The sequence below is a fragment of the Pseudanabaena sp. BC1403 genome (genome assembly GCF_002914585.1).
Classification (GTDB): Bacteria; Cyanobacteriota; Cyanobacteriia; order Pseudanabaenales; family Pseudanabaenaceae; genus Pseudanabaena.
Window position 1 is genome coordinate 25,181 of sequence record NZ_PDDM01000009.1, and the last position, 24,867, is coordinate 50,047.

Consider the following 24,867-nt stretch of genomic DNA (forward strand, 5'->3'; position numbering starts at 1 on the left):
ATGCATCTTCGTATTTGCTGCTCTTTCTTTTTGTAGCGATCGCATTTTTATTGAGCAATGGATTTATGGTTAGTCCTGCCTTTGCACAAGATCCCGCTATCCAAAACTTCAATCCCCAAGAGCTAATTCGCTCAGCCTTGAAATGGGTAGAAAGCCTAGGCTATATTGGTGGGCTTGTCTTTGTGCTCATTTATATTGTTTCTACGGTCGCCTTCATTCCAGGTTCGCTTTTGACTTTAGGTGCAGGCGTGCTATTTGGCGTTGTCTTAGGCTCTCTCTATGTTTTTGTTGGTGCGACTTTGGGTGCGATCGCAGCTTTTCTGGTTGGGCGATATTTAGCCCGTGACTGGATTGGCAAGAAGATTGAAGGCAACGAAAAATTTGCTGCGATCGATCGAGCTGTTGCCCATGAGGGATTCAAAATCGTTCTCTTAACGCGACTATCCCCAGTATTTCCATTTAATTTACTTAACTATGCATTTGGTGTCACGGGAGTTACGCTCAAAGACTATGCTCTAGCCTCAGTGGGCATGTTCCCTGGAACGGTGATGTATGTCTATATCGGTTCTCTGGCTGGAGATATTGCCCGTATTGGCAGCGAAAATCAGCCTACAGATTCCACAATTCAGTGGGTAATTCGGATTGTTGGTTTTATTGCCACAGTTGCTGTAACGCTATATGTGACAAGCATTGCGCGTAAGGCGATCTCTGAAATCAGCAATTAGAAACCATTTAAGAAATACTTTCTGCGGTCAAAAGCTCTAAGAGATCCCCCTCAATCCCCCTTAAAAAGGGGGAAGAATTTAATTCTCCCCCCTTTTTAAGGGTGGCTGGGGGGGATCTAGACAATTCTTAAATGGTTTCTTAAGTAATACCAATTCACAAAAGTGTCGTCACATTTTTGTAAATTAAAACCAAACCCTGTTTGGATAAAAAATGGCTACGCCATTTTTTTATCCAAACAGGCAAAGCACCTGCTTAGCAGGTGCTTTGCCTGTTGATCTACCATTTACTAATCGCATCAGTTAGATGTAACGCGGCGGCTTGTACAGAAGCGATCGCCCTTGTGTAACCCAATCTGGTTGGACCTAATACGCCCACTGTCCCTACGGGCTTATCATCACAGAGATAAGTACTAGAAATAAATGTACAGTTTTGAATTGGCTCAATTGAAATTTCGGAACCAATTCTGATGCTTACGGAATTTGCGGAAGGAGTGGGCTGATCGATAATTAGCGCCATTAACGAAGCGCGATCTGCTTCTAGTAACTGCACAATATTTTGCACCTGACGCAGATTAGAAAACTCAGGTTGGCGTAATAACTCCGTTAAGCCACTAATAAACATTTGTCCCAGAGCGGTGCGATCGCATAGTTTCATAAGCTGTTGCAAGGACTGCTGTAACAACACCGCATAATTCTGAAACTGGCGATCAAGATCGTCCCACTGCAAAGCGCTATTTAGCTCCGACCAGTTCTTATCACGCAAATGTTCATTCAAGAAATTATTAAGAATATTTAATTCGCCTTCCAAAACTTCGGGCTTAGTTTCGGTGGGTAAATCCATCGTTACTGAGGCAGTGTGATAAGTATCGCTAACTGCGATCGCCATGACTTTGCAATCATCCACCATTACTAATTGCAAATGCCGTATCCGCATCGTTTGCATATTTGGAGATGTAATTACAGCGATGCAACCGCTCAGGGTTGCTAGAATCTGAGCAACATCACGCATCACCCCATCTAGACTGGACTTGCCGAGGCGATCGCTCTTACTAGCAAGAAACTGATGCGTACTATAGGTTAGCTCGCTGGCAGGATCGATCAATTCATCGACATAGACTCGATAGCCAGAGTCCGAGGGGACTCGCCCCGCTGATGTGTGCGGCTGAAATAGCAAACCACTGCGATCGAGCATATTCATCACATTGCGAATCGTGGCAGGGCTAATATCAAAGTCATAACCTGACACCAAAGCCTTAGAGCCAACTGGTTCTGCTGTTAAAATATAGTGATCGATAGTTGCCCAAAGAACTTTTTGTTCGCGATTGGTGAGGTGTTGCTTCATGGGTTAAGGCAGTGAAATAATGTTGAAAAATTTATAAAAAAGGTTTTGATAAAAATCGAAAAAATAAATCAAAAAAATAAATGGAATAAAAAAAGTAAGTATTAAATTTTTACTGTTAAATTAAACTTTTGATTAAAGTCTAAGTACTAGAATAACCAGATTCTAAAGAAATCTGGTAACAAGTTGTACAGTCATCTAACATTTGTAGATTTGAACGCCCCAAAACAAGATGTAAATCCATAAAAATAGTCTCGCTGTTTCGCTACAATAGCCAAATGTTTATTGAACAAACAGGTCAAACTTCTAATTTATTGGTAGATATCGCTTAGAGCCGCTTATCCTGACCTTAAATTTGTTACTGTAAATAAATTCTAAGACACCTGAGCTTTTCGCTATATTCTTCCCTAAGTCCACCACACAATTTTGGTAAGCGATCAATAATCTTCATGGAAAAACAAGATCAGGCTACGGCAGTTGAGCAGCAATATCTTTGGGCAGTTGGTCTTGATACCGATGCATTTCCGCCCAATGCGCTGATTGGCGATCGCTATCGTGTCCTCTCCTCACAAATTGTTGTTGATACGGATACATACTCACTGCCAGAGTTGCCACTTGAATTTCAGACCTATGTGGTGTCTTATTTGAAGCTGTCTAGACTGAGCTTGCATTTACCCCGACCATATGGCTTATTGCTAATGGGCGAAGAACTAAGTATTTCTGAAATATTTTTATTAGAAAATGTGCCGATCGATCGCAAAGGCAATCTTTGCCCGACCTTGGCTGAGGTATGGGCGGAAGCATCAGCTTTGCGGCAAATTAATTTGCTCTGGCAAGTCCTAAACCTCTGGGAACCTCTGGCTGAGCAAAATATGGCGCGTACCTTGATCGATCCCAAATTAGTGCGGGTCGATGGCATGTGGGTGCGCTTGTTGGAATTGCAAGCAGATGTTGCCGCCGTGCATATCTCGCAATTAGGTGATATATGGGTGCAATGGCTGGATCTGGCTAAGCCTGAGATCGCGGAACCGATCGCTGAATTTTTCTATAGTCTGGGGCGTGGCGAATATGACATCAATAGTGCGATCGCCTATCTCGATCAAATGTCACTCAAGGTGATGGAAAATCAACCCCTCACAGTGCGAATAGCCAGTGCTAGTGATGTCGGACAGCAGCGTGAACATAATGAAGATGCTTGCTATCCTGATGTGAAACGCCAAAAGCGCTCTGAACAGGTTGATAGTCTACGCGATCGCTTAGCGATCGTTTGTGATGGTCTGGGAGGACATGAGGGCGGTGAAGTGGCAAGTTCTCTCGCAATTAAGACCCTCGAACAACAACTGAAAACTTTATTACAACAAGCTGAAAACGATCCCGATTTTTCTGCTCAGGGTTTTATTGCCCAATTGGAAATGGTGGCTCGCGTTGTTAACAATCAAATTGTGGCAATTAATGACCAGCAGCAGCGTCATGCTCAGCAACGCATGGGGACAACGCTGGTGATGGCAGTCATGCCTCGTCCTAACGGCAATAACAGCAATGAGGTCTATGTCGTGCATGTCGGCGATAGCCGTCTGTACTGCGTCACTAAAGACAATTTACGTCAAGTCACCCTCGATGATGATGTGGCTACTCGCGAAACCACTCTTGGCTATAACTTTTATGCCTATTCTTCCCAACGCATCGATGGCGGCGCTTTGATTCAGGCTTTAGGAACAAGAGGTTCCGATATGCTAGTGCCGCGAGTGCAGAGATTTTTCATTGATGAAGATTGCCTCTTGCTGCTTTGCTCTGATGGGTTGAGTGACTTTGATCGGGTCGAGCAAATTTATGATGGCTATCTCCTCCCTGTTGTAAGTGAAAATAAGCCTCTTGACCGTAGTTGCCAAGATCTGATTGATAAGGCAAATGAACTTAATGGACATGACAATATTACGGTTGCACTGATGCGCTGTCGATTTGCACCCGCCGATGCTGATGAGGATTTGGCAACCGAAAATAGTATCCCCGCATCAACTCATAGTTCTGAAGAAGATATAGATACTGAAGACATCCAGCCTGAGTCTGGAGATGCCGCAGGCGCACTGGCTTTGACTTCACCAAACTCTAAAGATTCAGAAGAGACCGAGTTTGAGATGGAAGATAATGCTAAATCTATCGATATCGATTCGGCTAAGACAGAGTTTGCAGTGCCAAAGCAAACCAATAGTACTTTTATTATCATTTTGATTTTAGTGGCTCTGATTTTGGGTAGTGGCTTAGCAGCAATGCAGTTTCCTGAAGTTAAGAACTGGGTGCGTCAAAACTTACCGACTAGTCTCCAGAGATTCGTTCCTTAATGAATAGTCTTCTCTCCGCACAGGCGATCGCTACGGCTGCACAAGTGCAAGCGATCGAGAATTTGATTTTTCAGGCAGGTATGCCCGTAGCTGCCCTAATGGAAAAGGTCGCCTTGCGGATTAGCCAAAGGTTAACCGAACTCTATCCTGCTCAATCCTATGGGCGGATTGGTGTACTAGTTGGCTCTGGTCATAATGGCGGTGATGCCTTGGTGATCGCGAGAGAACTACATCATCAAGGGCGACAGGTCAAAATTTATACCCCGTTCACAAAATCTAAACCTTTAACACGAGTTCATGGGTGCTATGCCAAAAGTTTAGGTATTCCTTTTGTGAGTTTGGAAGCATTGCAAGATTGCGATTTGCTAATCGATGGTATCTTTGGCTTTGGATTAGAGCGGGATGTGGTTGGCGATGTCGCGATCGCGATCAACACGATCAATAATAATTGGCAAATCCCAGTTCTCAGCATTGATCTGCCATCAGGAATCCACACCGATCGCGGTGATGTAATGGGAACGGCGATTTGTGCTACCAATACCTTTTGTTTAGGCTTATGGAAGCGAGGCTTGCTGACAGAAGCTGCTACGCCATATGTTGGTAATCTCGAAAGGATCGGGTTTGATATTCCCGAAAAATTTGTACTTCAGATCCTTGGTGAGCAACATCCATTATGGCGAATTAATCCTAAAGCAGTAATGCGCGATCGCCTTCCTATGACACGTAATCCCATAACTCATAAGTATGAAGTTGGGCATTTACTGCTAGTTGTTGGTTCTCAGAAATATGGTGGTGCTGCCCTTCTTGCCTCTATGGGCGCAAAGGCTACAGGGGTGGGCATGTTATCGATCGCTGTTCCAAATTCTCTCAAATCTTTGATTCTTGCCCAAGTTCCTGATGCTCTCATCATTGGCTGTCCTGAAACAGAATCTGGAGCGATCGCCTCATTGCCTGATCTCGATTTACGAAAATATCAAGCGATCGCTTGTGGTTGTGGGCTTTCTGCTGAGGCTTTCCCAATTGTGGAACAGATGATAGATAGCGATCGCCCTTTAGTTCTGGATGCCGATGGATTAAATGCTTTAGCTACAATGCGTAAATCTCAAATTACCAAAAAATTGAGTCAGCGTAATAGTGCGCTGATTATGACACCACATTGGGGTGAGTTCTGTCGCTTATTTCCAGAGCTGAGTGAAGTTGAAAGATTAGAGGCTCTGCAAACTGCGGTCAATCAAACACAAGCAACTATTTTACTTAAGGGTGCAAGAACGGCGATCGCGTTTCCTCAGGGCAAAACATCACAGACATGGGTCAATCCAGAAAGCACACCAGCTTTGGCAAGAGGAGGCAGTGGTGATGTTCTAGCAGGTATGATTGGTGGGATTTTAGCGCAAGGCATGGCAGCAAGTGATGTAGCGATCGCGGCGACAGTTTGGCATTCTCAAGCAGCGATCTGGCTAGCAAGTCAGCGCACGGAAATGGGCGTTGATCCTGTGACTCTTGCTCAAAATTTATTGCCATTTGAGAGAATCAATTAACGTTAGGCAAATTGAATCTCCCAATACATTAGGACAGCAAATCAGATGTGCTTTTCAGTCGTGACAACTCCAAAGATGCCATTTTCTTCCATTTGTACCTGAAAGTTTTGAAAACCAGCCGCTTCAGCCCATTGACGAATGAGTTCCCAAGAACGCACCCGCATTATCCAAGGAAGTCCCGTATGTGCTGGCAAAGTACGGGCAATCATTTCTAGTTGAGGATGCTGTGGCTGAATCGTGAAAATCAGTGTCCCTGATGCATCGAGAATCCGATAAAGTTGCTGAAAGTGATTTTTAATCAGCGCATCATTGGGCAAAATCTCATGCAGTCCAGACACAATTACCAAGTTTGGTCTTGGTAGTACCCGATCTAGATCTTCGTCATTGAACGCATCAGCCTGTTCGATCTGGGCATCAACTCCGAACTGGGTTGCTAGTTGACGAGCCTTGGTAACATTCTCTAATTTGTAATCGCGTAGGGTTGCTGCGATCGCATTATTCCCCAATTCTTGTTCAAATTCTTGCAACACCTCTAGATCGTAGCGACCACCACCGCAAGCAACATCCAACAAATGACAAGGAATATTTTGTTGTTGATAGGACTGTAAAACTCTGTGGAGTGTGGTTTTCATCAACTGCGATCGCGATCTAATGCCGCGCCATCCCTGAGAATTGAGATAGAACCAGTCAATGAGAGTTCCTAGAGGAGTAATGCCACTGGGCTGATTTTTATAAACATACTCCAGCATCACACCTGAATCAAAACCATACTGAAATCCGATCTGAATGCCTCGCGATAGTTTGCCAATGGTTTTGAGAGAAAGATTCATCAATCCGTAGTACCAAGCTTTAGGATTCCAGATTGGTAGAGGGAGCAAAAGTTGTTCGTAGGTGGGAAATGTTTTTTGTAGCATAATAACCTCTGTTGGGAAGGAAAAAGGAAAAAGTATATTCAATCTGAAGTATTCTTTAGGCCACTTCAGTGGACTTGAGCTTTTAGCCAAGAACTTGAGTTCTTGGCTCATTTTTCTGCTGACAGCGCCTGAACGCGCTCTGTTAGTTGCTGGAGAAAGGTTTGTTTTTGTCCATTCCAGTACATGGCTTCACCAATGCAGATCGAGCAGAGTAATGGGACGATGAGAAAGTCGCCTTTGGGGAGAGCTTTGCCTAGACCATGTAGAAAAATGGGAACGATCGGTACATGAGGATGTTGCTTGGCTAGATGGGCGATGCCACTTCTAAACTCACCGATGCTTTCAGGAGTGCCTCTAGTGCCTTCAGGATAGAGAATAAGAATCTGATTTTCGGCGATCGCATCGGCACAGTTTTTAAAGAAATTGCGATGGTTGCTGCAATTATCTCGACAGTTACCCGATTCAGTTGAAACGGGAATAATATGTAGAATGTGACGTGCAAACCATGCTAAGCAAGGGTTTTGCTGGAGAAAATACTCCTCATTGGCGACGGGGCGAAGATGCTGCACCTTTGACAAAGGGAAAAGTGACAAGAGAACAAGGGTATCTAGATGGCTATTGTGATTTGCGACAAGAATGGCGGGGCCAGTTGTGGGTAATCTCTCACGATGTTGAATGCGTAATCCTAGCAGGACTAAGACAATGATTTTTGTGGTTAGAAAGAAGATAACGCTAATAATTTGTTTCATAGCAATTGTCCTTGGAAGTAAAAATAAACTGTGAAGTGGAAAAATAGAGGAGCTGTGTAAGTAAGGCTATCAATGCGATCCAAAATGCCACCATGTCCAGGCAGCAGATTGCCGCTATCTTTAATGCCCAAATCTCTTTTCAGAGCAGAGATATTCACATCTCCGATAAATCCTGTCAGGCTGAGCAATAGCCCTAGAAAACCAGCATGGATTAAATCAAAAGGAGTCAACCAAGGTGCTAAGGCGATTGCTAACCCAGTAGTTGTCAAAACTCCTCCTAGCAATCCTTCAACGGTTTTATTGGGACTGACTTTGGGAATGATTTTATGGCGACCAAATAGCTTGCCAAAGATATATTGAGAAATATCGTTGATTTCCGTCAGCAGCAATAGATAAACTAATAAGCCTGTACCACCTGCGATCGGATTGCCGCTTGATGGCAGCATGATTAGGTAAGAGAGGTGGCTAATCGTATATACATTCAGCATCAGCCCCCAATGGATTGTCCCGATCGCATTTAAAAAACCTTCGGTTTCACCATTGAGCAACATGCGCATTGGAAGGAGCAAGAACATATAGATGGGAATGAAAATTAAAAACATTCCGTACCAACCAATATAAATCCAGAAGTATTGGAGAACTATGGCAAGGTATGCCCAGAGTAAAACGCGGCGATCGCTAAATCGAGTGGGAATTACTGAAAGATATTCTCGGAGAGCGATAAAACTGAGAAACATAAAGAAGATGATAGAAGCGGGATGTTTTAGTAATATGGCGAGACTAAAAATAGTTACCATCACCCACCAAGATTTGATACGAGCGTTTAGTTCGCTATAGTCTGTATCCCAATGACTGAGCGCTAAACCGAGGACGGTAAGGGTAGCGATCGCAAGTAGTCCAAAAATTCCAGCGAGGGTAATTAACACTGGTGCAGCTAAATTTATTTCCATGCTTCTACCTCCTGTAACATTCCTTGAGTGCGATTAATAATTGTCCAAATTTGCAGAAAAATCACTCCAATTAAAAGGATATTGAGCCATTGAGTGGGAGCAATTCCTAAACCGAGGATCAAGCCGATTACACCAAATACTAAGGCGCGATCGCTTTTGCCCATTGGGCCTTCGTAATGGCGTTTACGGTCAATCTCATAACCTAAGACCCCGACCATTTCCGAAGCGATCGCTAATATTACAATTCCAACAATCAAGGGAGCAGAAATATCAGCAATTAGCGCAAATGGTAGATAGAGAAAAACATCGGAAATGACATCTCCCATCTCATTGAGAATGCAGCCCAAGGCTGATTTCTGATCATGTTCGCGAGCTAGCATTCCATCGATCGCATTCAGCCCCATACGGACTAATAAGGCGATCGGCAGAGAGCAAAGAACCTGTTGCGTCGTGGGCAAAAAAGGATGCGCGAGTTGCGTACTTTGCACAAGTGCTAGTCCCGTCACCCCTGACAAAAAAATCGCTGCTCCCGTAACTTGATTAGGAGAAATTTGCCATGTTGCCAATTGGACTACTAATGGGCGGAGCAGATTTTGAAAGGCTGATTTGCATTGGTAGATTGAAATCATTAGCTTCTCCGAAAACTCATGAGCTAATCATGCAACCTGTACCTTTGTAGTGAGAATGACTTGATCGAGCAGACTGCGATCGCCTAGAAGTGTGAAGAAGTAGGTCGAAGTAGATCGAAGTAGATCGAAGTTTTTTGAAAAAGCTTGTTATATTTGATTAATAAATCCCAATAGTTTTTTGCCGAAGGCAAAAAAACTTGGATCTCCAGCTAATTGGTAACTTATGTTAGGTTCGCCAGCAATTCGACCTGAAGCCCTTGAGCAATGGCTTTCAGAAACAATCCAACAACATTATGTAGCGCTGCTACTTAAAAGAATCGGGATGACTCGGCGCAGAGCCGATTGTTTTGTGCGACTAGCACTCTACCTATTTTTAAAAGATTGCCAAGCGCGAAAAGTACTCCCGAAACCACCACTTACAGAGTTATCGTTTCCTCAAGGATGGGTTGAATGTAGTTGTCTTGAGGCAGCTGATGTGTTTTATAGCGACAAAGAGCGTGGAGGCGATCGCTCGGCGGGGATGATGCTGAATAAACTAGTTGATTTGGGGCTAATTCAAAAACAGTTTGACGGCAACTGCACCCAAGTAAAAATTCAACCACTTCCAGATCTGCTTAAAAGTGATAATCAAGACTCAAATATAAGCTTTGCGATCGATGCCTTTGACCCGCGTAGTGATGCGATCCCGATCGCAAATTTGTTAGCTAGTAACTACAACTGGCTCAATCGCAATAACGATGCAGTCACCTATCGCATTGCCAATATTCTCCGCGATTGGGCTGGTCAATATGCGACAGGCTTAAGGGTATTGCGTCGTAGTGACAATCAAAACCCTGTTGGTTTCTATGCTTTCTATCCGACTAAACGGGAATCAGAAATAAAGTTTTTTGAACCGCCAAGTCGCGGACTGCATTTGAGTCAAGTTTCTGATATCGATCCTTTTCAGATGGCTTTGGCAGGAGATGAAACTTGTCAGTCTATTTTTGTGAGAAGCTGGGTGATTGATAGTGAATATCGACAAGCATCTCAGCCTAGTCTTTTGCTGGATTCTCAACAAACTCTCCAGCGAATGCAGCAAGATTTCCCAAATCTATGGGATATGTACACTTTAATCATTCATCCCAATTATGCCGCGTTAGCAGGAGGCTTAGGATTTCAGAAAACTAGTTCTGATCCGAAGATGCCTCTCTATTGGATGTATCAAGCAGTGGATCGCTTTCTCAAACTTGACATGCAAAAGTTATAAAAGATAATTGTCGCGCTTCGCGCCGCAATTATCTTTTGGGTTTTACCGCTGAAATTGCGATAAAAACTCTAACATCAACTCCTCTTCCGTCATTTGCTGCTGCATTAAATCTGTAGGCACCCTCAAAAACTCTTGAATTGTGATGCGGCGATCGCGAAAATCAAGCACAAATTTATGTAATTGTTCAACGACTTCGACATGAGCCTCAACCTCAAATAGAGCTTCACCAATAGGATCTCCGCCATATTTAGTGATCTTCTTAAAAACAGCAGTCATTTCGCCCTGTTGAGTTTTCTTTGTGAGTTTAAGTTGCTGCTTGAGCGTAGCAAGCTGTTCTTTGAGAAAAGAATTTTCTGACTCCACCTTTGCGCAATGTCGGGTCAGATCATCGGAACTATCGCGATCGATCAATGCCTCCAACTCCTGCTGCTTTTCGATCTCCAAAAGCCTAGCCAAATCGCCATTTTGATAAGCCAGATTAATTTCCTTCATCACCTCAGTACGAAAAGCTTTTTCCACTTCATCAGTAACTTTGTCGGGATGAAAGCGATCGGCTAGGCGCAAAAAAAGCTGGCGAATCTTTTTTAGATCATCTCGATCGGGTCTTGCAATATCTTCCATAACTTCCTGATGCGATCTCCTCTCATAGCCTCTCCATTCCGACTCATCCTCAGAATCATCAACTTCCACATCAGCAGCAGTAGGCAACTTTTGAGGACTGATCAGCCCATCTGCTTGGAGATGATAGTAAACTGACTCGATATCTTTTCGAGATTTCTTCCCTAACTTTCTGCCAGCAAAGATTTCCTTAAATACATCATGAATTTGGTGATCGAGTTCCAATATTTTTTGACGAAAAGGGGCGATGCGTTGAGCGATCTGAATCCCAACATCCTTAATGCTATCGTTGAGATTGTTTAACTTAGTACGGTTTGACTCAATTTGTTTGAGCAGTTTATCATTTTCCTTTTCCAAAAAATTGAGCCGATTCCTCAAGTCAGAAAGCCCAAGATAACCTTGAGAAGAGGTAGCAGCAGGATTAGTGGATTTAGATTGTCGCGCCATAGATGTTAAATAAGGAGGAGATAAGTGTCAAAACTGTCATCCAGTAGAATCGTACCATCAGTTATAATACCAAACTTCAAAATGGCAATGCCGTTTTGAAGTTTATTCAAGATAAGTGGATGCGCGAAGCGCCCAAATTATCTTTTGCTCCGCAGGAAACATCGATAACTAGACTCATTGATTTAACAAATATTAATTGCGATCGCTATGTTAGCGTCATTATACTAGTTCAGTCTTAAAGGAATGTCAGATTTAGCGATCGCCCAATTTCTATGTTTGAAAATAATGGCGATCGCTTGCCTGTGCCATCCTTTGCAAAATCATTTCAGCTTGCAATGGATGAATTAGTTGAAAGATTAAGCTTGCTGTTCAAGGCATAAGCTAATGAGTAGGCTATATTACACTTACAGTATGTTTTTATTTCTCATTACTAGTATCGATGCTGAGTGATATTCCTTTAGTGTTGTAACAGTCTAAAGATATGACAATTGAAGTTACAGAAGATTATCGAAGTTTGTTAGTGGCGGTGAAGTATCGGATTCGTGCTGCTCAGTATGAGGCTTTAAAGGCGGTTAATCGAGAGTTAATGGCGCTTTATTGGGATATTGGTGAGTTGATCGTTACTCGTCAAGAGAGCACTGGTTGGGGTAAGTCAGTGGTGGAACAATTAGCTCAGGATTTGCAGGTCGAGTTTCATGGGATGGCTGGATTTTCGGCGCGAAATATTTGGAATATGCGAAATTTTTATGTAACCTACCGCACAAATGAAAAACTGCAACCATTGGTTGCAGAAATTGGCTGGACTCATAATTTGGTGATCTTAGAGAAGTGTAAGGACGATTTGCAGAGAGAGTTTTACATTCGCATGACACAAAAATTTGGCTGGACAAAAAATGTGTTGATTCACCAAATTGAGAACAAGACCTACGAAAAAACTTTGCTGAATCAAACAAATTTCGATCACACTTTGTCAGAGGAGATGCGCGATCGCGCCAAACTTGCGGTTAAGGATGTATACACATTTGATTTTCTGGAATTAGCGGATGAACATAGTGAACGCGAACTTGAGAAGGCGATTTTGACAAGGGTGGAACCATTTTTACAAGAGATGGGTGGGATGTTTACTTTTGTGGGTAGTCAATATCGTCTAGAGATTAGTGATGAGGAGTATTTTATTGATTTGTTGTTGTATCACCGTGGGCTGAAGTGTTTGGTGGCGGTTGAGTTAAAAATCGGGAAGTTTTTGCCTGAATATGTGGGGAAGATGCAGTTCTATTTGGCGGCTTTGGACGATCGCGTGAGGTTGGAGGGTGAGAATGCGGCGATTGGGATTATTCTTTGTAAGTCGAAGGATCGGACGATTGTGGAGTATGCGCTGCGGCAGTCGAATCAAGCGATCGGGGTTGCCACTTATCAAATTGTGTCGTCTTTGCCGTTGGAGTTGCAGGGACAGTTGCCTGCTCCAGAGCAGGTGGCTAGGTTGTTAGGGGAAATGTAGGCGTTTTTAGTTTGATGAGAATGTTGGGTATGCGATCGTATCAGCCTTGCCGAAATTTCAAACATTTGACTTCTATTTCTATCGCATTAATCAAAACCTGATCAGGTAAAGGATTTTGAACTGTGGGAGCTGCGATATTTTCTACAGCTTCAATGATTGGCAATATTTACTTCCACTGGCTACAGACTTGCCTCATGGCATCGATAACACCACTTACTGCTGCTGTGCCTCCGAGGTGAAGAATCGCGGGATAGAGGGTAACAAAATCTTTCATCAAGTCTGAACGCTGACGGTGAGCGAGGATATGGAGGTGAGTTTGCCACTCAGCGTAAGGTGGAGACAGTTGAGAGATGTAACTACTAATGGCTTCGGCGCGACTGGGTTTGTGAACAATCGCAAGGATTGCCTCATAGATGTTAGAAAGAAAGTTTTGAGGAGATTGCTTAGCCAGTTTGCTCAATACCCATGCCCGACTGTGCTCACTCTTAATTTCCCTAGCTGCTTGCAACAGCACATCAAAGTAAGCAGAATCGCTCTCAGCCAGTTCGCTCAATACCCATGCCCGACTGTCCTCATCCTTAATTTCCCTAGCTGCTTGCAAAGCTTCATCAAAGTAAGCAGAATTGATCTTAGCCAGTTCGCTCAATACCCATGCCCGCCTGAACTCATCCTTAATTTCCCTAGCTGCTTGTAAAGCTTCATCAAAGTAAGCAGAATCGATCTTAGCCAGTTTGCTCAATACCCATGCCCGCCTGAACTCATCCTTAATTTCCCTAGCTGCTTGCAAAGCTTCATCAAAGTAAGCAGAATCGATCTCAGCCAGTTCGCTCAATACCGATGCCCGACTGGACTCATCCTTAATTTCCCTAGCTGCTTGCAAAGCTTCATCAAAGTAAGCGGAATCGATCTTAGCCAGTTCGCTCAATACTGATGCCCGCCTGGACTCATCCTTAATTTCCCTAGCTGCTTGCAACAGCACATCAAAGTAAGCAGAATCGATCTCAGCCAGTTCGCTCAATACCGATGCCCGACTGTACTCACCCTTAATTTCCCTAGCTGCTTGCAAAGCTTCATCAAAGTAAGCAGAATCGATCTTAGCCAGTTTGCTCAATACCGATGCCCGACCGTCCTCATCCTCCATTTTCCTAGCTGCTTGCAAAGCTTCATCAAAGTAAGCGGAATCGATCTTAGCCAGTTCGCTCAATACTGATGCCCGCCTGGACTCATCCTTAATTTCCCTAGCTGCTTGCAACAGCACATCAAAGTAAGCAGAATCGATCTCAGCCAGTTCGCTCAATACCGATGCCCGACTGTACTCACCCTTAATTTCCCTAGCTGCTTGCAAAGCTTCATCAAAGTAAGCAGAATCGATCTTAGCCAGTTTGCTCAATACCGATGCCCGACCGTCCTCATCCTCCATTTTCCTAGCTGCTTGCAAAGCTTCATCAAAGTAAGCGGAATCGATCTTAGCCAGTTCGCTCAATACTGATGCCCGCCTGGACTCATCCTTAATTTCCCTAGCTGCTTGCAACAGCACATCAAAGTAAGCAGAATCGATCTTAGCCAGTTCGCTCAATACCGATGCCCGACTGTACTCACCCTTAATTTCCCTAGCTGCTTGCAAAGCTTCATCAAAGTAAGCAGAATCGATCTCAGCCAGTTTGCTCAATACCCATGCCCGACTGTACTCATCCTTAATTTCCCTAGCTGCTTGCAAAGCTTCATCAAAGTAAGCAGAATCGATCTTAGCCAGTTTTCTCAATACCCATGCCCGACTGGACTCATCCTTAATTTCCCTAGCTGCTTGCAAAGCTTCATCAAAGTAAGCAGAATCGATCTCAGCCAGTTCGCTCAATACCCTTGCCCGACTGTACTCATCCTTTATTTCCCTAGCTGTTTGCAAAGCTTCATCAAAGTAAGCGGAATCGCTCTTAGCCAGTTCGCTCAATACCCTTGCCCGACTGTACTCATCCTTTATTTCCCTAGCTGTTTGCAAAGCTACTTGAAACAATGACTTGGATAGATAGGATACTAATGCTCGAATAGATTCTGAGATCTTGTGCTCATTTTGCATTTGCTCCACATAAGCCCAAGCCTGCTCTACCGTCCAAAAGCTTTGCTTAACAAACTCCGCCATCATGTCGATCGGCAAATTCTCCACCAAACTATTCAACGTTGCCGTAATCAGCGCATACCGACATTGCAAGACGATCGCCCCAGCCCGATTGCCTTCGTAACCACGCTCCGCAATTTTCCAGCCCCGCGCCACATCATCCACAAAAATCGCAGGTTGCCCAAGGCGATCGCACGCTTCAAACCAAGCATTGCGTCCTTTAGCATCACTCATCGACATCAGAGCATGGAGTTCATCATCCCAATTCGCCTGTTCCAAATGCCAAGTCAAATGACGATGAATATAGCCATCATTAGGCAATCCATCCCAACGGTGATTTGATGCGCGTTCTCGATAGCGTTCCAGAAATTGCCGATGGGCAAGTTGTAACGGCGGAACAGGCTCAGAGCTAAGAAGCCCCTCTTCGTTCAGGCTACGCGCCATATCATGCATGAGATCATGTACTCGATAGGTCGGCTCCTCCGCGATCGTCGCCACCCCATCCGTCAGGAACGAGCGATTTCGTAGCATGATCAATATCTTCTTTGCTTGCAACGGTGGTAAATCCCATAGCACCTCAGCCATGCGACTATTGAGATTCACATCCTCTGGTAACACCCCCAACCAAGCAAATTGTTGCAATTGATCGTGATTCAGCCGCTTTAGACTCAAATTAAAACAAGCTTGCAAACTATATTTACGCTGGGCATTCTCATCCAAATCATCCCATTTCTCAGAAGAGTCCAACAGATTTAGCGCCCGCGATCGCCGCCCAATCCCCGATACCACCGATCGCCGCTCTGCCTCAAACTCCGATCGCAACTCCTCCCAACTCAAACCATCGCGCACCTGATTTGTCGCTAAATCTAACGCCAAGGGCAAACGACCCAATAACTTAGCAAAGGCTTTAACCTCCACCTCCTGCTCAGACCGCCACTTGGTTCCTAACTTTTGCCTCACCAGTGCGATCGCCTCAGATTCTGACATCAACGCTAAGGAATAAGTGTCCGCACCCTCGATCTGAGCCTCCCGTGTCGTCACCAATACCCGACAGCCCTCACCCCCAACCCGAAACCATTCCGCATGGGCGGCATTCCAGACATCATCCACCACCAGCAACATTTGCCGCTCCGCCAGCAGATTGTGCAAATATCGCGAGGCTGACTCTAAAGTGTTGGCGCTAAAAGCTTCCCGTGACTTATCCAACTCCCTGATCCAATCCCCCAACAAAGTCTGGAGATCGGGACTCTGCCCCAAAGTCACCCACAAAATCCCATCCGCAAACCGCGCCTGTACCTCTAGATCCTGCACCAACGCCGCCGCTAAGACCGACTTCCCCAGACCTCCCAAACCCGCGATCGCGCTAACCACCAACGTCCGCTCATCTACCGCCAAGAGTTTTGCCTTCACCGCCTTCAAGGCATCTGTTCGCTCCACAAAGTTATCAGGCAACCGTACCCTTGGAAATGGTGCACCCGCTTTGAGTGGTGATTTTTGGGTAGTTTGCAGACTGCTCTTGCTCTCTAAGCTTTCTAACTCTGGCGGAATTTGAGCATTAATTTCCGCCTCGATCTTTTGGTTTGAGGCAGCTTCTTTACAGGCTTTCTTCAGACAAGCCCGTAGCTCTATTAGCTTTCCACGACTCTCGATCTTCGCTAATGACGGAAACTCTCGACCTGCGCGATCGTAAATTTCGCTCATGTGTTTCTTTAGAGCTGATACACCAATTCTGAGTTGAGTTGCAATCATAGCGTCACCCTCTTCAAAATTCTCATCGGCTAGTCGCTCTAAAAAGACCCTACGCTGCTCTGGAGTCAGGCGTAAGCGATCGCTCATATCTTCAAGAAAAGTTTTCCAATCCATCAAGCAGTGGGCTATCTACTAAAGTTCTACATAGTATGTACCAATTTTTCTACCTCGCGCAACTTTCAGGGGATCTCCGCCCAAGTTAGCAGCCATAAGCTTGATTCATAAAGAAATACGAGGTAACTCAATCATGATGAATCACACAGAAGGCAAGGCAATTCAAACCATCGACCCCGCACAGCCCACACATTCAAACCTAGAATTACCAAACTTCGCGATCGACCCCACTAATCCACTGGCTTGGGTTTTAGCGACTACCATGCTTCTAAAGCACACTGCCCAAACAATCAATGCTGTGACTAGGCTAATTCAAGCGATCGCACCACGCAAAAATGGTAATGAGAAAAGAAGCGATCGTAAAGGGCATTAAATGCCACCGTTAAACAAAGCGGCTCTCTTGAGGGAGCCGCTTTGTTTTAGAAGAAATCTCAGAACGGTAGATTTTAAGAACAGTTGATATTAGCCGCTTGTATTTACTTATTCTATAACAAGCCACTCGCCAACGAAACCAGTTGCAAATATAATAGCGCCTACGCTTGGGAAAACTGCTGCAAACATGGAACTATTTGATTTAACAAATATTAATTGCGATCGCTATGTCAGCGTTATCGTTGATTGTATTGGTATTGAGGATTTGCTGACCTATCGCATTCCTGAAGATATTAATATTCAAATAGGAGATATTCTCAGCGTTCCATTAGGTACTCGTCATGTAGGCGCGATCGCATTAAAAATTTCTGACACCTCTGCGATCGCGAATTTAGATACAGAGATTAAATCAGTTAGTGCCGTAGTTAGTTCAGGCATTTTCCCAAGGACTTATTGGGAGATGTTGATTCGCACAGCGGATTATTATCGTACCCCTGTCATGCAGACGGTAAAAACTGCTCTTCCTCCTAAGTTGCTCGATCAGTCTCATTACCGAATCAAAGTAAAACATGAGAATTTAGTTCCGCCTGCGGCGGAACCAAATTCTCAACTAAGACTACCCAAAGCAGCACAAATGGTTTGGGATTTTTTGCAAGAGCATAAGCATAATCCCAAGGGAATTAGTCGTCGTTATATTCAGCAAAAACTTGGTAGATATACTAGTTCAGGCTTAAAGGAACTTCAAAAATTAGAATGGATTGATACAGTTCTAGAACTGCCAAATCGTCCACAGCCTAAGTATGAAGATGTAGTCATTTTACTGAAAGCCCCAGATAGTGAAGTCACTATAAGACAAGCAGAGATTCTCACGATTTTGCAGCATCAAGGTGGGGAATGTTTAAAAACACAATTATGTAAAATCGCGAAGACCTCAGTTTCGGTTATCCAAACTCTGGCGAATAAAGGCTACGTCACGATCGCTAAACAAGAGTCGCTACGATTAGGTGGTAAAAGCCATACGGTCAAACGCGATCGCCCTAAAGATCTCACACCCGATCAAGATGTGGCATTGCAACAAATTTTGAAGGCGATCGCAGATCAAACCGCACCGCATTTTCTCTTACATGGAGTCACAGGCTCAGGTAAAACAGAAGTATATCTGCAAGCGATCGCCCCAGTCCTCGAAGCAGGAAAATCGGCACTAGTTCTCGTTCCTGAAATTGGCTTAACTCCACAACTGACCGATCGCTTTCGCGCGAGATTTGGTGATGCGAAAGTAAATGTTTATCATAGTCAATTATCCGAGGGTGAGCGCTTTGATACATGGCGATTGATGCTCACGGGTGAAGCTCAAATTGTCATCGGTACGCGATCGGCAGTGTTTGCACCACTCTCAAATTTAGGCTTAATTGTGATGGATGAGGAGCATGACAATAGTTTTAAGCAAGATCAGCCTCAGCCCTGTTACCATGCGCGCACGATCGCAGAATGGCGATCGCAATTAGAAAATATCCCCCTTGTCCTTGGTTCCGCAACTCCTTCAGCGGAAGTAATCTATGCTCATCAAGAAGGTAAATCTATCTATCTAGAACTTCCACACCGCATTGGCAACAAAGACATGCCACCGATTGAAGTTGTGGATATGCGTGATGAATTTAAAGCTGGCAATTATTCAATTTTGAGTCGCAAGTTGCAAAATGCGATCGCGGAGATGCTCGAAGCCAAACAGCAAGGAATTCTCTTCATCCATCGACGCGGCTATAGTACTTTTGTATCCTGTAGATCATGTGGCTACGTAGCGGAATGCCCTAACTGTGATGTTTCACTCTCCTATCACGATCCCATCTCACCTACTGCCCATCAACCAAAATCTGCCCATTTACGCTGCCATTATTGTAACTACACTCTAATTCAGCCCAAGGCTTGTCCTGAATGCGGTTCACCATATTTCAAGCATTTTGGTAGTGGAACTCAAAAAGTGGAACAGGAACTCGCAAAATTATTCCCAAATATTCGCTTGATTCGCTTTGACAGTGATACAACGCGCAATAAGGATCAGCATCGCTTATTAATCGATCAGTTTCGGGCTGGAGAAGCAGATTTATTAGTGGGAACGCAAATGCTAACTAAGGGTTTAGATATTCCTCAAGTAACTTTAGTGGGTGTAGTATCGGCAGATGGATTATTAAACTTCTCGGATTATCGCGCAGGAGAGAGAGCCGCCCAAACCTTGCTACAGGTGGCAGGTCGCGCAGGTCGTGGCGAAGAAGATGGCAAAGTAATCATGCAAACCTATACGCCTGAACATCCTGCCATGCAAGCGGTACAAACCTATCAACTAGAAGCATTTATGCAGACTGAGTTAGAAATGCGTGCTGCTTTGCGCTATCCACCGATGGGACAGATGGTGTTGATTCATCTCAGTAGTGAGAGTGATACCGCCGTTGAGAAGTCAGCTAATGAATTAGCGGAATATTTGCGTCAATTAGAGAATGATTGGGACATTTTAGGAGCAACTCCCGCCACGATCGCTAAGGTTGCAAATCGTTATCGTTGGCAGATTTTGCTTAAGTTTGCTCCTGAAATTTTGCCTGATGTCCCAAGTCTAGAAGAGTTGCGAATGTTGGTTAATTCTAAGGCTGTGCGAGTTGCGATCGATGTCGATCCACTCACCATTTTGTAGCTTCTCAATTACGAATTACGAATTACGTTTTTGTAGTTATTATGAGAATCCTTAGTGAGCGGCTTCGCTGGGTACTAAAGATTCTTTATTTAGGCAGTTCGCCAAAGCGATCGCGATATTGTTTAAGCATCGCTTCCATTTCATTAAGTTGTTCTGAGGCTTGCTCAGCTCGTTGGCGTTCTTGCTCAGCCCGTAAAAACTCCTGCTCAGCCCTGAGACTCTCTTGATTTGCGCGTAAGCATTCCTGCTCCAGCATAGTATTGATTTCGATATAAGAATAAAACTTAGTTCCGTCTGGACGATAAATTTGTAGCTCATCGGTGAGATCAAAGCGAATACCTAATCGAGGGCTCACCCAATCATGAGATTCGGGAATGCGATCCAAATTGCCATCGTTTCTAATCAAAACTTCTAGATCGTTATTGTCAGGATTGTAGATGTAATATTCTTCAACGCCGTAGCGATCATAAAAAAGTAGCTTTCTTGCCATGTCTACAGATTTATTGCTAGGCGAGAGAATCTCAAAGACAACTTGAGGAGCAATATTATTCTCTTCCCATTGTTTGTATGATCCGCGATCGCCTTTAGGACGACCAAATATCACCATCGTGTCAGGAGCCGCAGTAGTTTGGGGTTGTCCCTCAACGGGATACCAAAGTAAGTCGCCAGCAACGAATACTTGAGGATCATTACTGTATAGCCAGTCAATATTTTGCTGGATTGTCAAAATCCATCGAAACTGCTTAGTATTGTCTGCCATAGGTTTCCCGTCACTTTCGGGATAGATGATGTCAGGCTTGCTCAGTTGGCTAACCATCGGCTTTGGCTCCTGAACTTATGGGTTGTTTTGATTATACAGCGATTTTTATTGAGGTTAATTCTGGCTTGCCCCGTGGTTGCTGATAGATAAGGATGGGCGGCGCTTCGCGCCGCCCATCCTTATCTATTTATCACTACCCCGTGGTTTTATAGTTGGGTTACACTATGATGTATTTTTCATTTAGGGTAAATATCGTGACACAACGTACAGCAAGGCAATGGATTATTAACGGTGTCTTAATCGTAGTTACGCTCTCGTTTTTAGGCGTATCGATCGCACCACTGATCGGTGGGTTATTTTCATCACCTAATCCGCAAGCAGCTAATAACGCCAACGCAAATACCTCAGAGCAAGATCGGATCAAAATCCAGATCGAGGGTTTTGAAGCCGTACTAAAAAGCGATCCTAAAAATCAAACTGCGCTGATTGGCCTTGTAAATCTCAGAAACCAACTTGGCAAGACGAAAGAAACCATTGAACCATTACAAACCCTTGCTGATACTTTTCCTGATCAGCCCGAATATCGGATGACCTTAGCGCGTACTTACATTGAGCTTAAAGACCCTAAAAATGCGTCAGCAGAGTATCGCAAGATTTTGACCACCAAACCAGGGTTTATTCCCGCCATCCAAAGTATCGTTAGCATTGAGCTAACCGACAAGCGCCCTGAAGCCGCGATCGGTATTCTCCAAGATACTCTCAAGACTGCGGAAACAGCCAACAAAGTTCAAGCAAATGCTGTGGATACTGGTTCAGTTCGTTGGATTTTAGGTGAAGTCTATCGTCAACAAGATCGTATTGATGAGGCGATCGCTACTTATGATCAAATGATCAAAGAAAGCGCTAAAGACTTTCGTCCTTATGTTGGCAAGGCACAATTGAGACAAATCCAAGGTAAAGAAGATGAAGCCAAGAAATTGTTTGATAAAGGCTTAGAGTTGGCTCCTGCTGAATTTAAAGACGAGGTAAAGCGTCTTGCTGCTCTTTCTCCACAAAAGGCTCCATTCACTAATCCAGCGCAAGCACCTAGTAATGCTCCTGTTAAGAAACCATAAAATTAGGGCTTACGCAAAAAAGACTTAAAACCCGCATTTCAACGTAGGGGCAATTCATGAATTGCCCCTACGTTTTGCTTTTTATGAAAGAGATTCACCGATCGCAATTCTTGCGCCATTAACAAAATCCCAACCTGACTGCAATTTCTTACCCGCAGGTTGTACTTCTTTAATTAGCAATAGCCCTTTCCCAGTCTGCACCACAAATCCTTTCCCTTTACGAATCTCTATCACTTTTCCCACAGGAGCAAGACTCTCGCTTTCGGCAATAACTTCTGTCTTCGTGACTTTCAATCTTTGCCCACGAAAATCTGTGTAGCAATTTGGATAGAAAGCACGAATACGATTATGCAATGCGATCGCCTCTAGATTCCAGTCAAGTTCCCAATCCTCTCGCCCAATCATTGGCGAATAGCAAGATAAAGCATCATCCTGAGCCTCAGGCGTAATCGTATCTAATCGACGCAGAGTATCAATTAACAAATTTGCGCCTAAATTAGCTAATTTCAAACTCAAAGTATCCGTATTATCTTCAGGCAATATTTCTAGTTCTGCTTTGAGTAACATTGCACCTGTATCAATGCCCGCATCCATTTGCATGGTCGTAATGCCTGTGAACTTTTCGCCATTAGCGATCGCCCATTGAATCGGAGCTGCACCACGATATTTTGGCAAGAGTGAGCCATGTACATTAATGCACCCATGCTTCGGCATATTCAGTATTTTTTGCGAGAGAATCTGTCCATAGGCAACTACTACAAATACATCAGCCTCGAGCGCCTCAAGTGCCTCATGTACAGTTTTATCTTTTTTGAGGCGATCGGGCTGCCAGATTTTGAGATCAGAGCCAAGATCAAGAGTTTTTGCGATCGCGGCGGCTTTTACTGGTGGTGGACTAACTTGGTTGCCGCGACCACGCCTTGTATCGGGTTGCGATACCACGCCCACCACTTCAAAATCTGGCTCGGACAATAATTTTTCTAAGGTCGGAACAGCAAAATCGGGAGTTCCAAAAAATACAATACGCATAATAAATTCAAATAATAAATCAGCTATGCTGCACTTCGCGCAACACAGCTGATTTATTATCCCTCTTTTGGCTTAACCGCAAACTGAAATAACACTTTCCCATCCTGTTGTAAATTTTGGGATTCGGAACCTGTGATATTGAGATTTTGAGTAATATCTGAACGATCATTGGGAATTTGCCATTTAGATTCTAAATATGAGGCGATCGCCTGAGTTCGCACTTTTCTTAATGCATTACTCTCTAGATTCCGCAAACTGACTGACATCAATAACTTGAGATTGGGATAACGTTTTAGTAAACTCCCAATCTGATCGAGTTTCGTATTAGCGTCAGGAGGTAATGATGTTTTATTCTCCTCAAAAATAATCTCTCCCCCATTGGTATTGATATATTCTAAATTTATCTTGGCACTAGCTATGCCGATCCTTGTCTTCACATCCTGAATTACTAAGGCTTGGGCATCAGCACTAATTTGGCGATCGCTTAAATAAGTAATTGCTAATAACATGGACTGAGATTTGCCCGTAGTCATGGCATAGTCGAGTAATTGTGCATTGGGTGGCAAAGATAAATCGGCGATCGTCGTATCCAGATCCTGTAAAAGATTAAACTGCAATTCACTGAGACTAGGTGGTTTAATCGCCACAGGCAAAGTAACTTCTTCCTTCTTAGCCAAAATCTCATTAGAAGCAGTGGGAATCTCAGTCAAAATAAATTGAATTTGTTGAGGTTTTTTGCCAAGTTTTTGAGCTAGTTCTTGAACATACTGTTCTTTTTCAGACGCAGAATAAAGCTTGCTAGTAAATACATTTAATCGTAAAGTCACAAACTGATTTTGTTCTGTAATCGAGATTCGCTCTATAGAAGAGCGCAACTGACCATCTGGATCACTACTAAATCTAGCTTGCCAAATATTAGTTGCATTACGGCGCAGAGTGTTTTGTTGTTGTTTCTGAGTGACCTCTTCGCCTAATCGACCAAAGGCACTGCTGAGGGGAACTAAAAGAGCCAAGATGGTCAATATTGCTACCAAGAGCCTTCCTGGTAGGCTTCCAATTGGGCGTAACCTTTTCAAGAAAACATAACGACCCAAGAAATTCTGCACAGCTAGACTTTCTAGATCGCTAGATTCCCATAGTTTTACTGTTTCGCGCACTGTTTCTGTGTCAATGTGCAGCATCAGAAAAACTAACAAAGACGCAAAGGAAATTGCCACTAAGTTAGTCACGAATAACAAAGCGCCACCCTTAGCAATCTGTAAACCCTCATTCCAATTTAGACTGAAAGAAACACCAACGCCAAAGCCGACTACACACAATGGTGGCATTAGAGCTACAGCGATCGATACCCCTGGAATGGAAGTAACTACTCCTTTTACAGGACGGCAAATAGCGATCGCCCCGATCGCACCCGAAAACAGAGCCACACCCAAGTCCAATGTATTTGGCTGTGTTCGTGCCAAGATTTCACTAGTTGCTTCCTTAAATGGCAGTGTGAAAATTAGCAGTATTGCAAAACTAATTGCCACAGAACAACTCAAGGTAAGATTAGCGATTGTCCTTGCTAACAAAATAAAATCCCCAGCCGCCAAAGCCAATCCAAGCGAAAGAATTGGTCCCATCAAAGGGGAAATCAACATTGCCCCAATAATTACCGCAGGACTATTTAGCACCAAACCTAATGTCGCGATTCCTGCCGCAAAAATGATTTGCAACCAATAGGTTGTATCTCTCAAAGTTGCTGCTTGCGAAATTTCTAAGTACACCTCAGTTTTTCGTTGCTCATCTACCCCCATTTGTGCGGCAAGGCGATCACGATAAGTTTGCCAGAAGTCTATATATTTAGCCATATTGGTAAATTATCGGTTTTTAGTGTCTAAAAAAACAATTAAACCCCAATATTAACGAGTTGGGCTTAGCTCGCCTTGATAAATTGCGAT

General features: G+C 43.9%; 19 protein-coding genes. 8 read left to right on the forward strand and 11 right to left on the reverse strand.

Going from position 1 to position 24,867, the window contains the following annotated elements:
* Positions 1-65: 65 nt before the first annotated feature.
* Complete coding sequence (locus CQ839_RS10010) at positions 66-725, forward strand: TVP38/TMEM64 family protein (protein WP_181016171.1); 660 nt, start codon at positions 66-68, stop codon at positions 723-725.
* Between the two features lie 277 nt (positions 726-1,002).
* On the opposite strand, the gene hrcA is transcribed toward CQ839_RS10010, so the two are convergent.
* Entirely contained in the window at positions 1,003-2,067 is a 1,065-nt protein-coding gene (gene hrcA, locus CQ839_RS10015; RefSeq protein WP_103668141.1) for a heat-inducible transcriptional repressor HrcA, read from the reverse strand.
* 446 nt (positions 2,068-2,513) lie between these two features.
* Here hrcA and CQ839_RS10020 point away from each other — a divergent pair, with 446 nt between their 5' ends.
* Both CQ839_RS10020 and CQ839_RS10025 read left to right on the forward strand, forming a co-directional pair.
* Positions 2,514-4,403 (forward strand): protein phosphatase 2C domain-containing protein, encoded by a 1,890-nt coding sequence (locus CQ839_RS10020; RefSeq protein ID WP_103668142.1) that lies wholly within the window; start codon positions 2,514-2,516, stop codon positions 4,401-4,403.
* Positions 4,403-5,941 (forward strand): NAD(P)H-hydrate dehydratase, encoded by a 1,539-nt coding sequence (locus tag CQ839_RS10025; protein WP_103668143.1) that lies wholly within the window; start codon positions 4,403-4,405, stop codon positions 5,939-5,941. Before CQ839_RS10020 ends, CQ839_RS10025 begins: the two co-directional genes overlap by 1 nt.
* Before the next feature lie 41 nt (positions 5,942-5,982).
* Here CQ839_RS10025 and CQ839_RS10030 read toward each other — a convergent pair whose 3' ends face one another.
* The 4 genes from CQ839_RS10030 to CQ839_RS10045 all read right to left on the reverse strand — a co-directional run bounded on the left by CQ839_RS10030 (position 5,983) and on the right by CQ839_RS10045 (position 9,183).
* Positions 5,983-6,855: a class I SAM-dependent methyltransferase family protein gene (locus CQ839_RS10030; RefSeq protein ID WP_103668255.1), complete on the reverse strand. Its 873-nt coding sequence runs from the start codon at positions 6,853-6,855 to the stop codon at positions 5,983-5,985.
* A 107-nt stretch (positions 6,856-6,962) separates the two neighbouring features.
* A complete protein-coding gene (locus CQ839_RS10035; RefSeq protein WP_103668144.1) occupies positions 6,963-7,604 on the reverse strand; it encodes a 1-acyl-sn-glycerol-3-phosphate acyltransferase in 642 nt (213 codons plus the stop codon).
* The gene (locus CQ839_RS10040) at positions 7,601-8,554 is read right to left on the reverse strand and encodes a phosphatidate cytidylyltransferase (protein WP_103668145.1); all 954 of its coding nucleotides are present in this window, start codon (positions 8,552-8,554) and stop codon (positions 7,601-7,603) included. The genes CQ839_RS10035 and CQ839_RS10040 overlap by 4 nt, the downstream gene beginning before the upstream one ends.
* Entirely contained in the window at positions 8,545-9,183 is a 639-nt protein-coding gene (locus CQ839_RS10045) for a CDP-alcohol phosphatidyltransferase family protein (protein WP_103668146.1), read from the reverse strand. The genes CQ839_RS10040 and CQ839_RS10045 overlap by 10 nt, the downstream gene beginning before the upstream one ends.
* A 223-nt stretch (positions 9,184-9,406) precedes the next feature.
* Between CQ839_RS10045 and CQ839_RS10050 the strand changes: the two genes are divergently transcribed.
* A complete protein-coding gene (locus CQ839_RS10050) occupies positions 9,407-10,429 on the forward strand; it encodes a hypothetical protein (protein WP_181016163.1) in 1,023 nt (340 codons plus the stop codon).
* Between the two features lie 42 nt (positions 10,430-10,471).
* On the opposite strand, the gene CQ839_RS10055 is transcribed toward CQ839_RS10050, so the two are convergent.
* Positions 10,472-11,494 (reverse strand): J domain-containing protein, encoded by a 1,023-nt coding sequence (locus CQ839_RS10055; protein WP_103668147.1) that lies wholly within the window; start codon positions 11,492-11,494, stop codon positions 10,472-10,474.
* A gap of 481 nt (positions 11,495-11,975) precedes the next feature.
* On the opposite strand from CQ839_RS10055, the gene CQ839_RS10060 reads away from it, so the two are divergent.
* On the forward strand, positions 11,976-12,992 hold the full coding sequence (locus CQ839_RS10060; protein WP_103668148.1) for a YhcG family protein: 1,017 nt from the start codon (positions 11,976-11,978) through the stop codon (positions 12,990-12,992).
* Between the two features lie 40 nt (positions 12,993-13,032).
* Here CQ839_RS10060 and CQ839_RS25680 read toward each other — a convergent pair whose 3' ends face one another.
* On the reverse strand, positions 13,033-13,155 hold the full coding sequence (locus CQ839_RS25680; protein ID WP_258040687.1) for a hypothetical protein: 123 nt from the start codon (positions 13,153-13,155) through the stop codon (positions 13,033-13,035).
* Between the two features lie 3 nt (positions 13,156-13,158).
* The gene (locus CQ839_RS10065) at positions 13,159-16,968 is read right to left on the reverse strand and encodes an NB-ARC domain-containing protein (RefSeq protein ID WP_103668149.1); all 3,810 of its coding nucleotides are present in this window, start codon (positions 16,966-16,968) and stop codon (positions 13,159-13,161) included.
* 133 nt (positions 16,969-17,101) lie between these two features.
* Here CQ839_RS10065 and CQ839_RS10070 point away from each other — a divergent pair, with 133 nt between their 5' ends.
* Entirely contained in the window at positions 17,102-17,341 is a 240-nt protein-coding gene (locus CQ839_RS10070; protein WP_103668150.1) for a hypothetical protein, read from the forward strand.
* A gap of 186 nt (positions 17,342-17,527) precedes the next feature.
* Entirely contained in the window at positions 17,528-20,023 is a 2,496-nt protein-coding gene (gene priA / locus CQ839_RS10075) for a primosomal protein N' (protein WP_103668151.1), read from the forward strand.
* An 85-nt stretch (positions 20,024-20,108) separates the two neighbouring features.
* Here priA and CQ839_RS10080 read toward each other — a convergent pair whose 3' ends face one another.
* Positions 20,109-20,840 carry a Uma2 family endonuclease gene (locus CQ839_RS10080; protein WP_103668152.1) on the reverse strand — a complete coding sequence of 244 codons (732 nt, stop codon included), beginning with the start codon at positions 20,838-20,840 and terminating at the stop codon, positions 20,109-20,111.
* A 197-nt stretch (positions 20,841-21,037) separates the two neighbouring features.
* Here CQ839_RS10080 and CQ839_RS10085 point away from each other — a divergent pair, with 197 nt between their 5' ends.
* Entirely contained in the window at positions 21,038-21,898 is an 861-nt protein-coding gene (locus tag CQ839_RS10085) for a lipopolysaccharide assembly protein LapB (RefSeq protein ID WP_103668153.1), read from the forward strand.
* A gap of 81 nt (positions 21,899-21,979) precedes the next feature.
* On the opposite strand, the gene fmt is transcribed toward CQ839_RS10085, so the two are convergent.
* Both fmt and CQ839_RS10095 read right to left on the reverse strand, forming a co-directional pair.
* On the reverse strand, positions 21,980-22,927 hold the full coding sequence (fmt, locus tag CQ839_RS10090) for a methionyl-tRNA formyltransferase (RefSeq protein ID WP_103668154.1): 948 nt from the start codon (positions 22,925-22,927) through the stop codon (positions 21,980-21,982).
* A 56-nt stretch (positions 22,928-22,983) separates the two neighbouring features.
* A complete protein-coding gene (locus CQ839_RS10095; RefSeq protein ID WP_103668155.1) occupies positions 22,984-24,777 on the reverse strand; it encodes a DUF389 domain-containing protein in 1,794 nt (597 codons plus the stop codon).
* Positions 24,778-24,867: the final 90 nt, after the last annotated feature.

What these genes read in the sequence shown, in the direction of transcription:
- CQ839_RS10010 (WP_181016171.1), top strand. Translation starts at nt 66, where the DNA reads ATGGTTAGTCCTGCCTTTGCACAAGATCCCGCTATCCAAAACTTCAAT.
- hrcA (WP_103668141.1), bottom strand. Translation starts at nt 2,067, where the DNA reads ATGAAGCAACACCTCACCAATCGCGAACAAAAAGTTCTTTGGGCAACT.
- CQ839_RS10020 (WP_103668142.1), top strand. Translation starts at nt 2,514, where the DNA reads ATGGAAAAACAAGATCAGGCTACGGCAGTTGAGCAGCAATATCTTTGG.
- CQ839_RS10025 (WP_103668143.1), top strand. Translation starts at nt 4,403, where the DNA reads ATGAATAGTCTTCTCTCCGCACAGGCGATCGCTACGGCTGCACAAGTG.
- CQ839_RS10030 (WP_103668255.1), bottom strand. Translation starts at nt 6,855, where the DNA reads ATGCTACAAAAAACATTTCCCACCTACGAACAACTTTTGCTCCCTCTA.
- CQ839_RS10035 (WP_103668144.1), bottom strand. Translation starts at nt 7,604, where the DNA reads ATGAAACAAATTATTAGCGTTATCTTCTTTCTAACCACAAAAATCATT.
- CQ839_RS10040 (WP_103668145.1), bottom strand. Translation starts at nt 8,554, where the DNA reads ATGGAAATAAATTTAGCTGCACCAGTGTTAATTACCCTCGCTGGAATT.
- CQ839_RS10045 (WP_103668146.1), bottom strand. Translation starts at nt 9,183, where the DNA reads ATGATTTCAATCTACCAATGCAAATCAGCCTTTCAAAATCTGCTCCGC.
- CQ839_RS10050 (WP_181016163.1), top strand. Translation starts at nt 9,407, where the DNA reads ATGTTAGGTTCGCCAGCAATTCGACCTGAAGCCCTTGAGCAATGGCTT.
- CQ839_RS10055 (WP_103668147.1), bottom strand. Translation starts at nt 11,494, where the DNA reads ATGGCGCGACAATCTAAATCCACTAATCCTGCTGCTACCTCTTCTCAA.
- CQ839_RS10060 (WP_103668148.1), top strand. Translation starts at nt 11,976, where the DNA reads ATGACAATTGAAGTTACAGAAGATTATCGAAGTTTGTTAGTGGCGGTG.
- CQ839_RS10065 (WP_103668149.1), bottom strand. Translation starts at nt 16,968, where the DNA reads ATGGATTGGAAAACTTTTCTTGAAGATATGAGCGATCGCTTACGCCTG.
- CQ839_RS10070 (WP_103668150.1), top strand. Translation starts at nt 17,102, where the DNA reads ATGATGAATCACACAGAAGGCAAGGCAATTCAAACCATCGACCCCGCA.
- priA (WP_103668151.1), top strand. Translation starts at nt 17,528, where the DNA reads ATGGAACTATTTGATTTAACAAATATTAATTGCGATCGCTATGTCAGC.
- CQ839_RS10080 (WP_103668152.1), bottom strand. Translation starts at nt 20,840, where the DNA reads ATGGTTAGCCAACTGAGCAAGCCTGACATCATCTATCCCGAAAGTGAC.
- fmt (WP_103668154.1), bottom strand. Translation starts at nt 22,927, where the DNA reads ATGCGTATTGTATTTTTTGGAACTCCCGATTTTGCTGTTCCGACCTTA.
- CQ839_RS10095 (WP_103668155.1), bottom strand. Translation starts at nt 24,777, where the DNA reads ATGGCTAAATATATAGACTTCTGGCAAACTTATCGTGATCGCCTTGCC.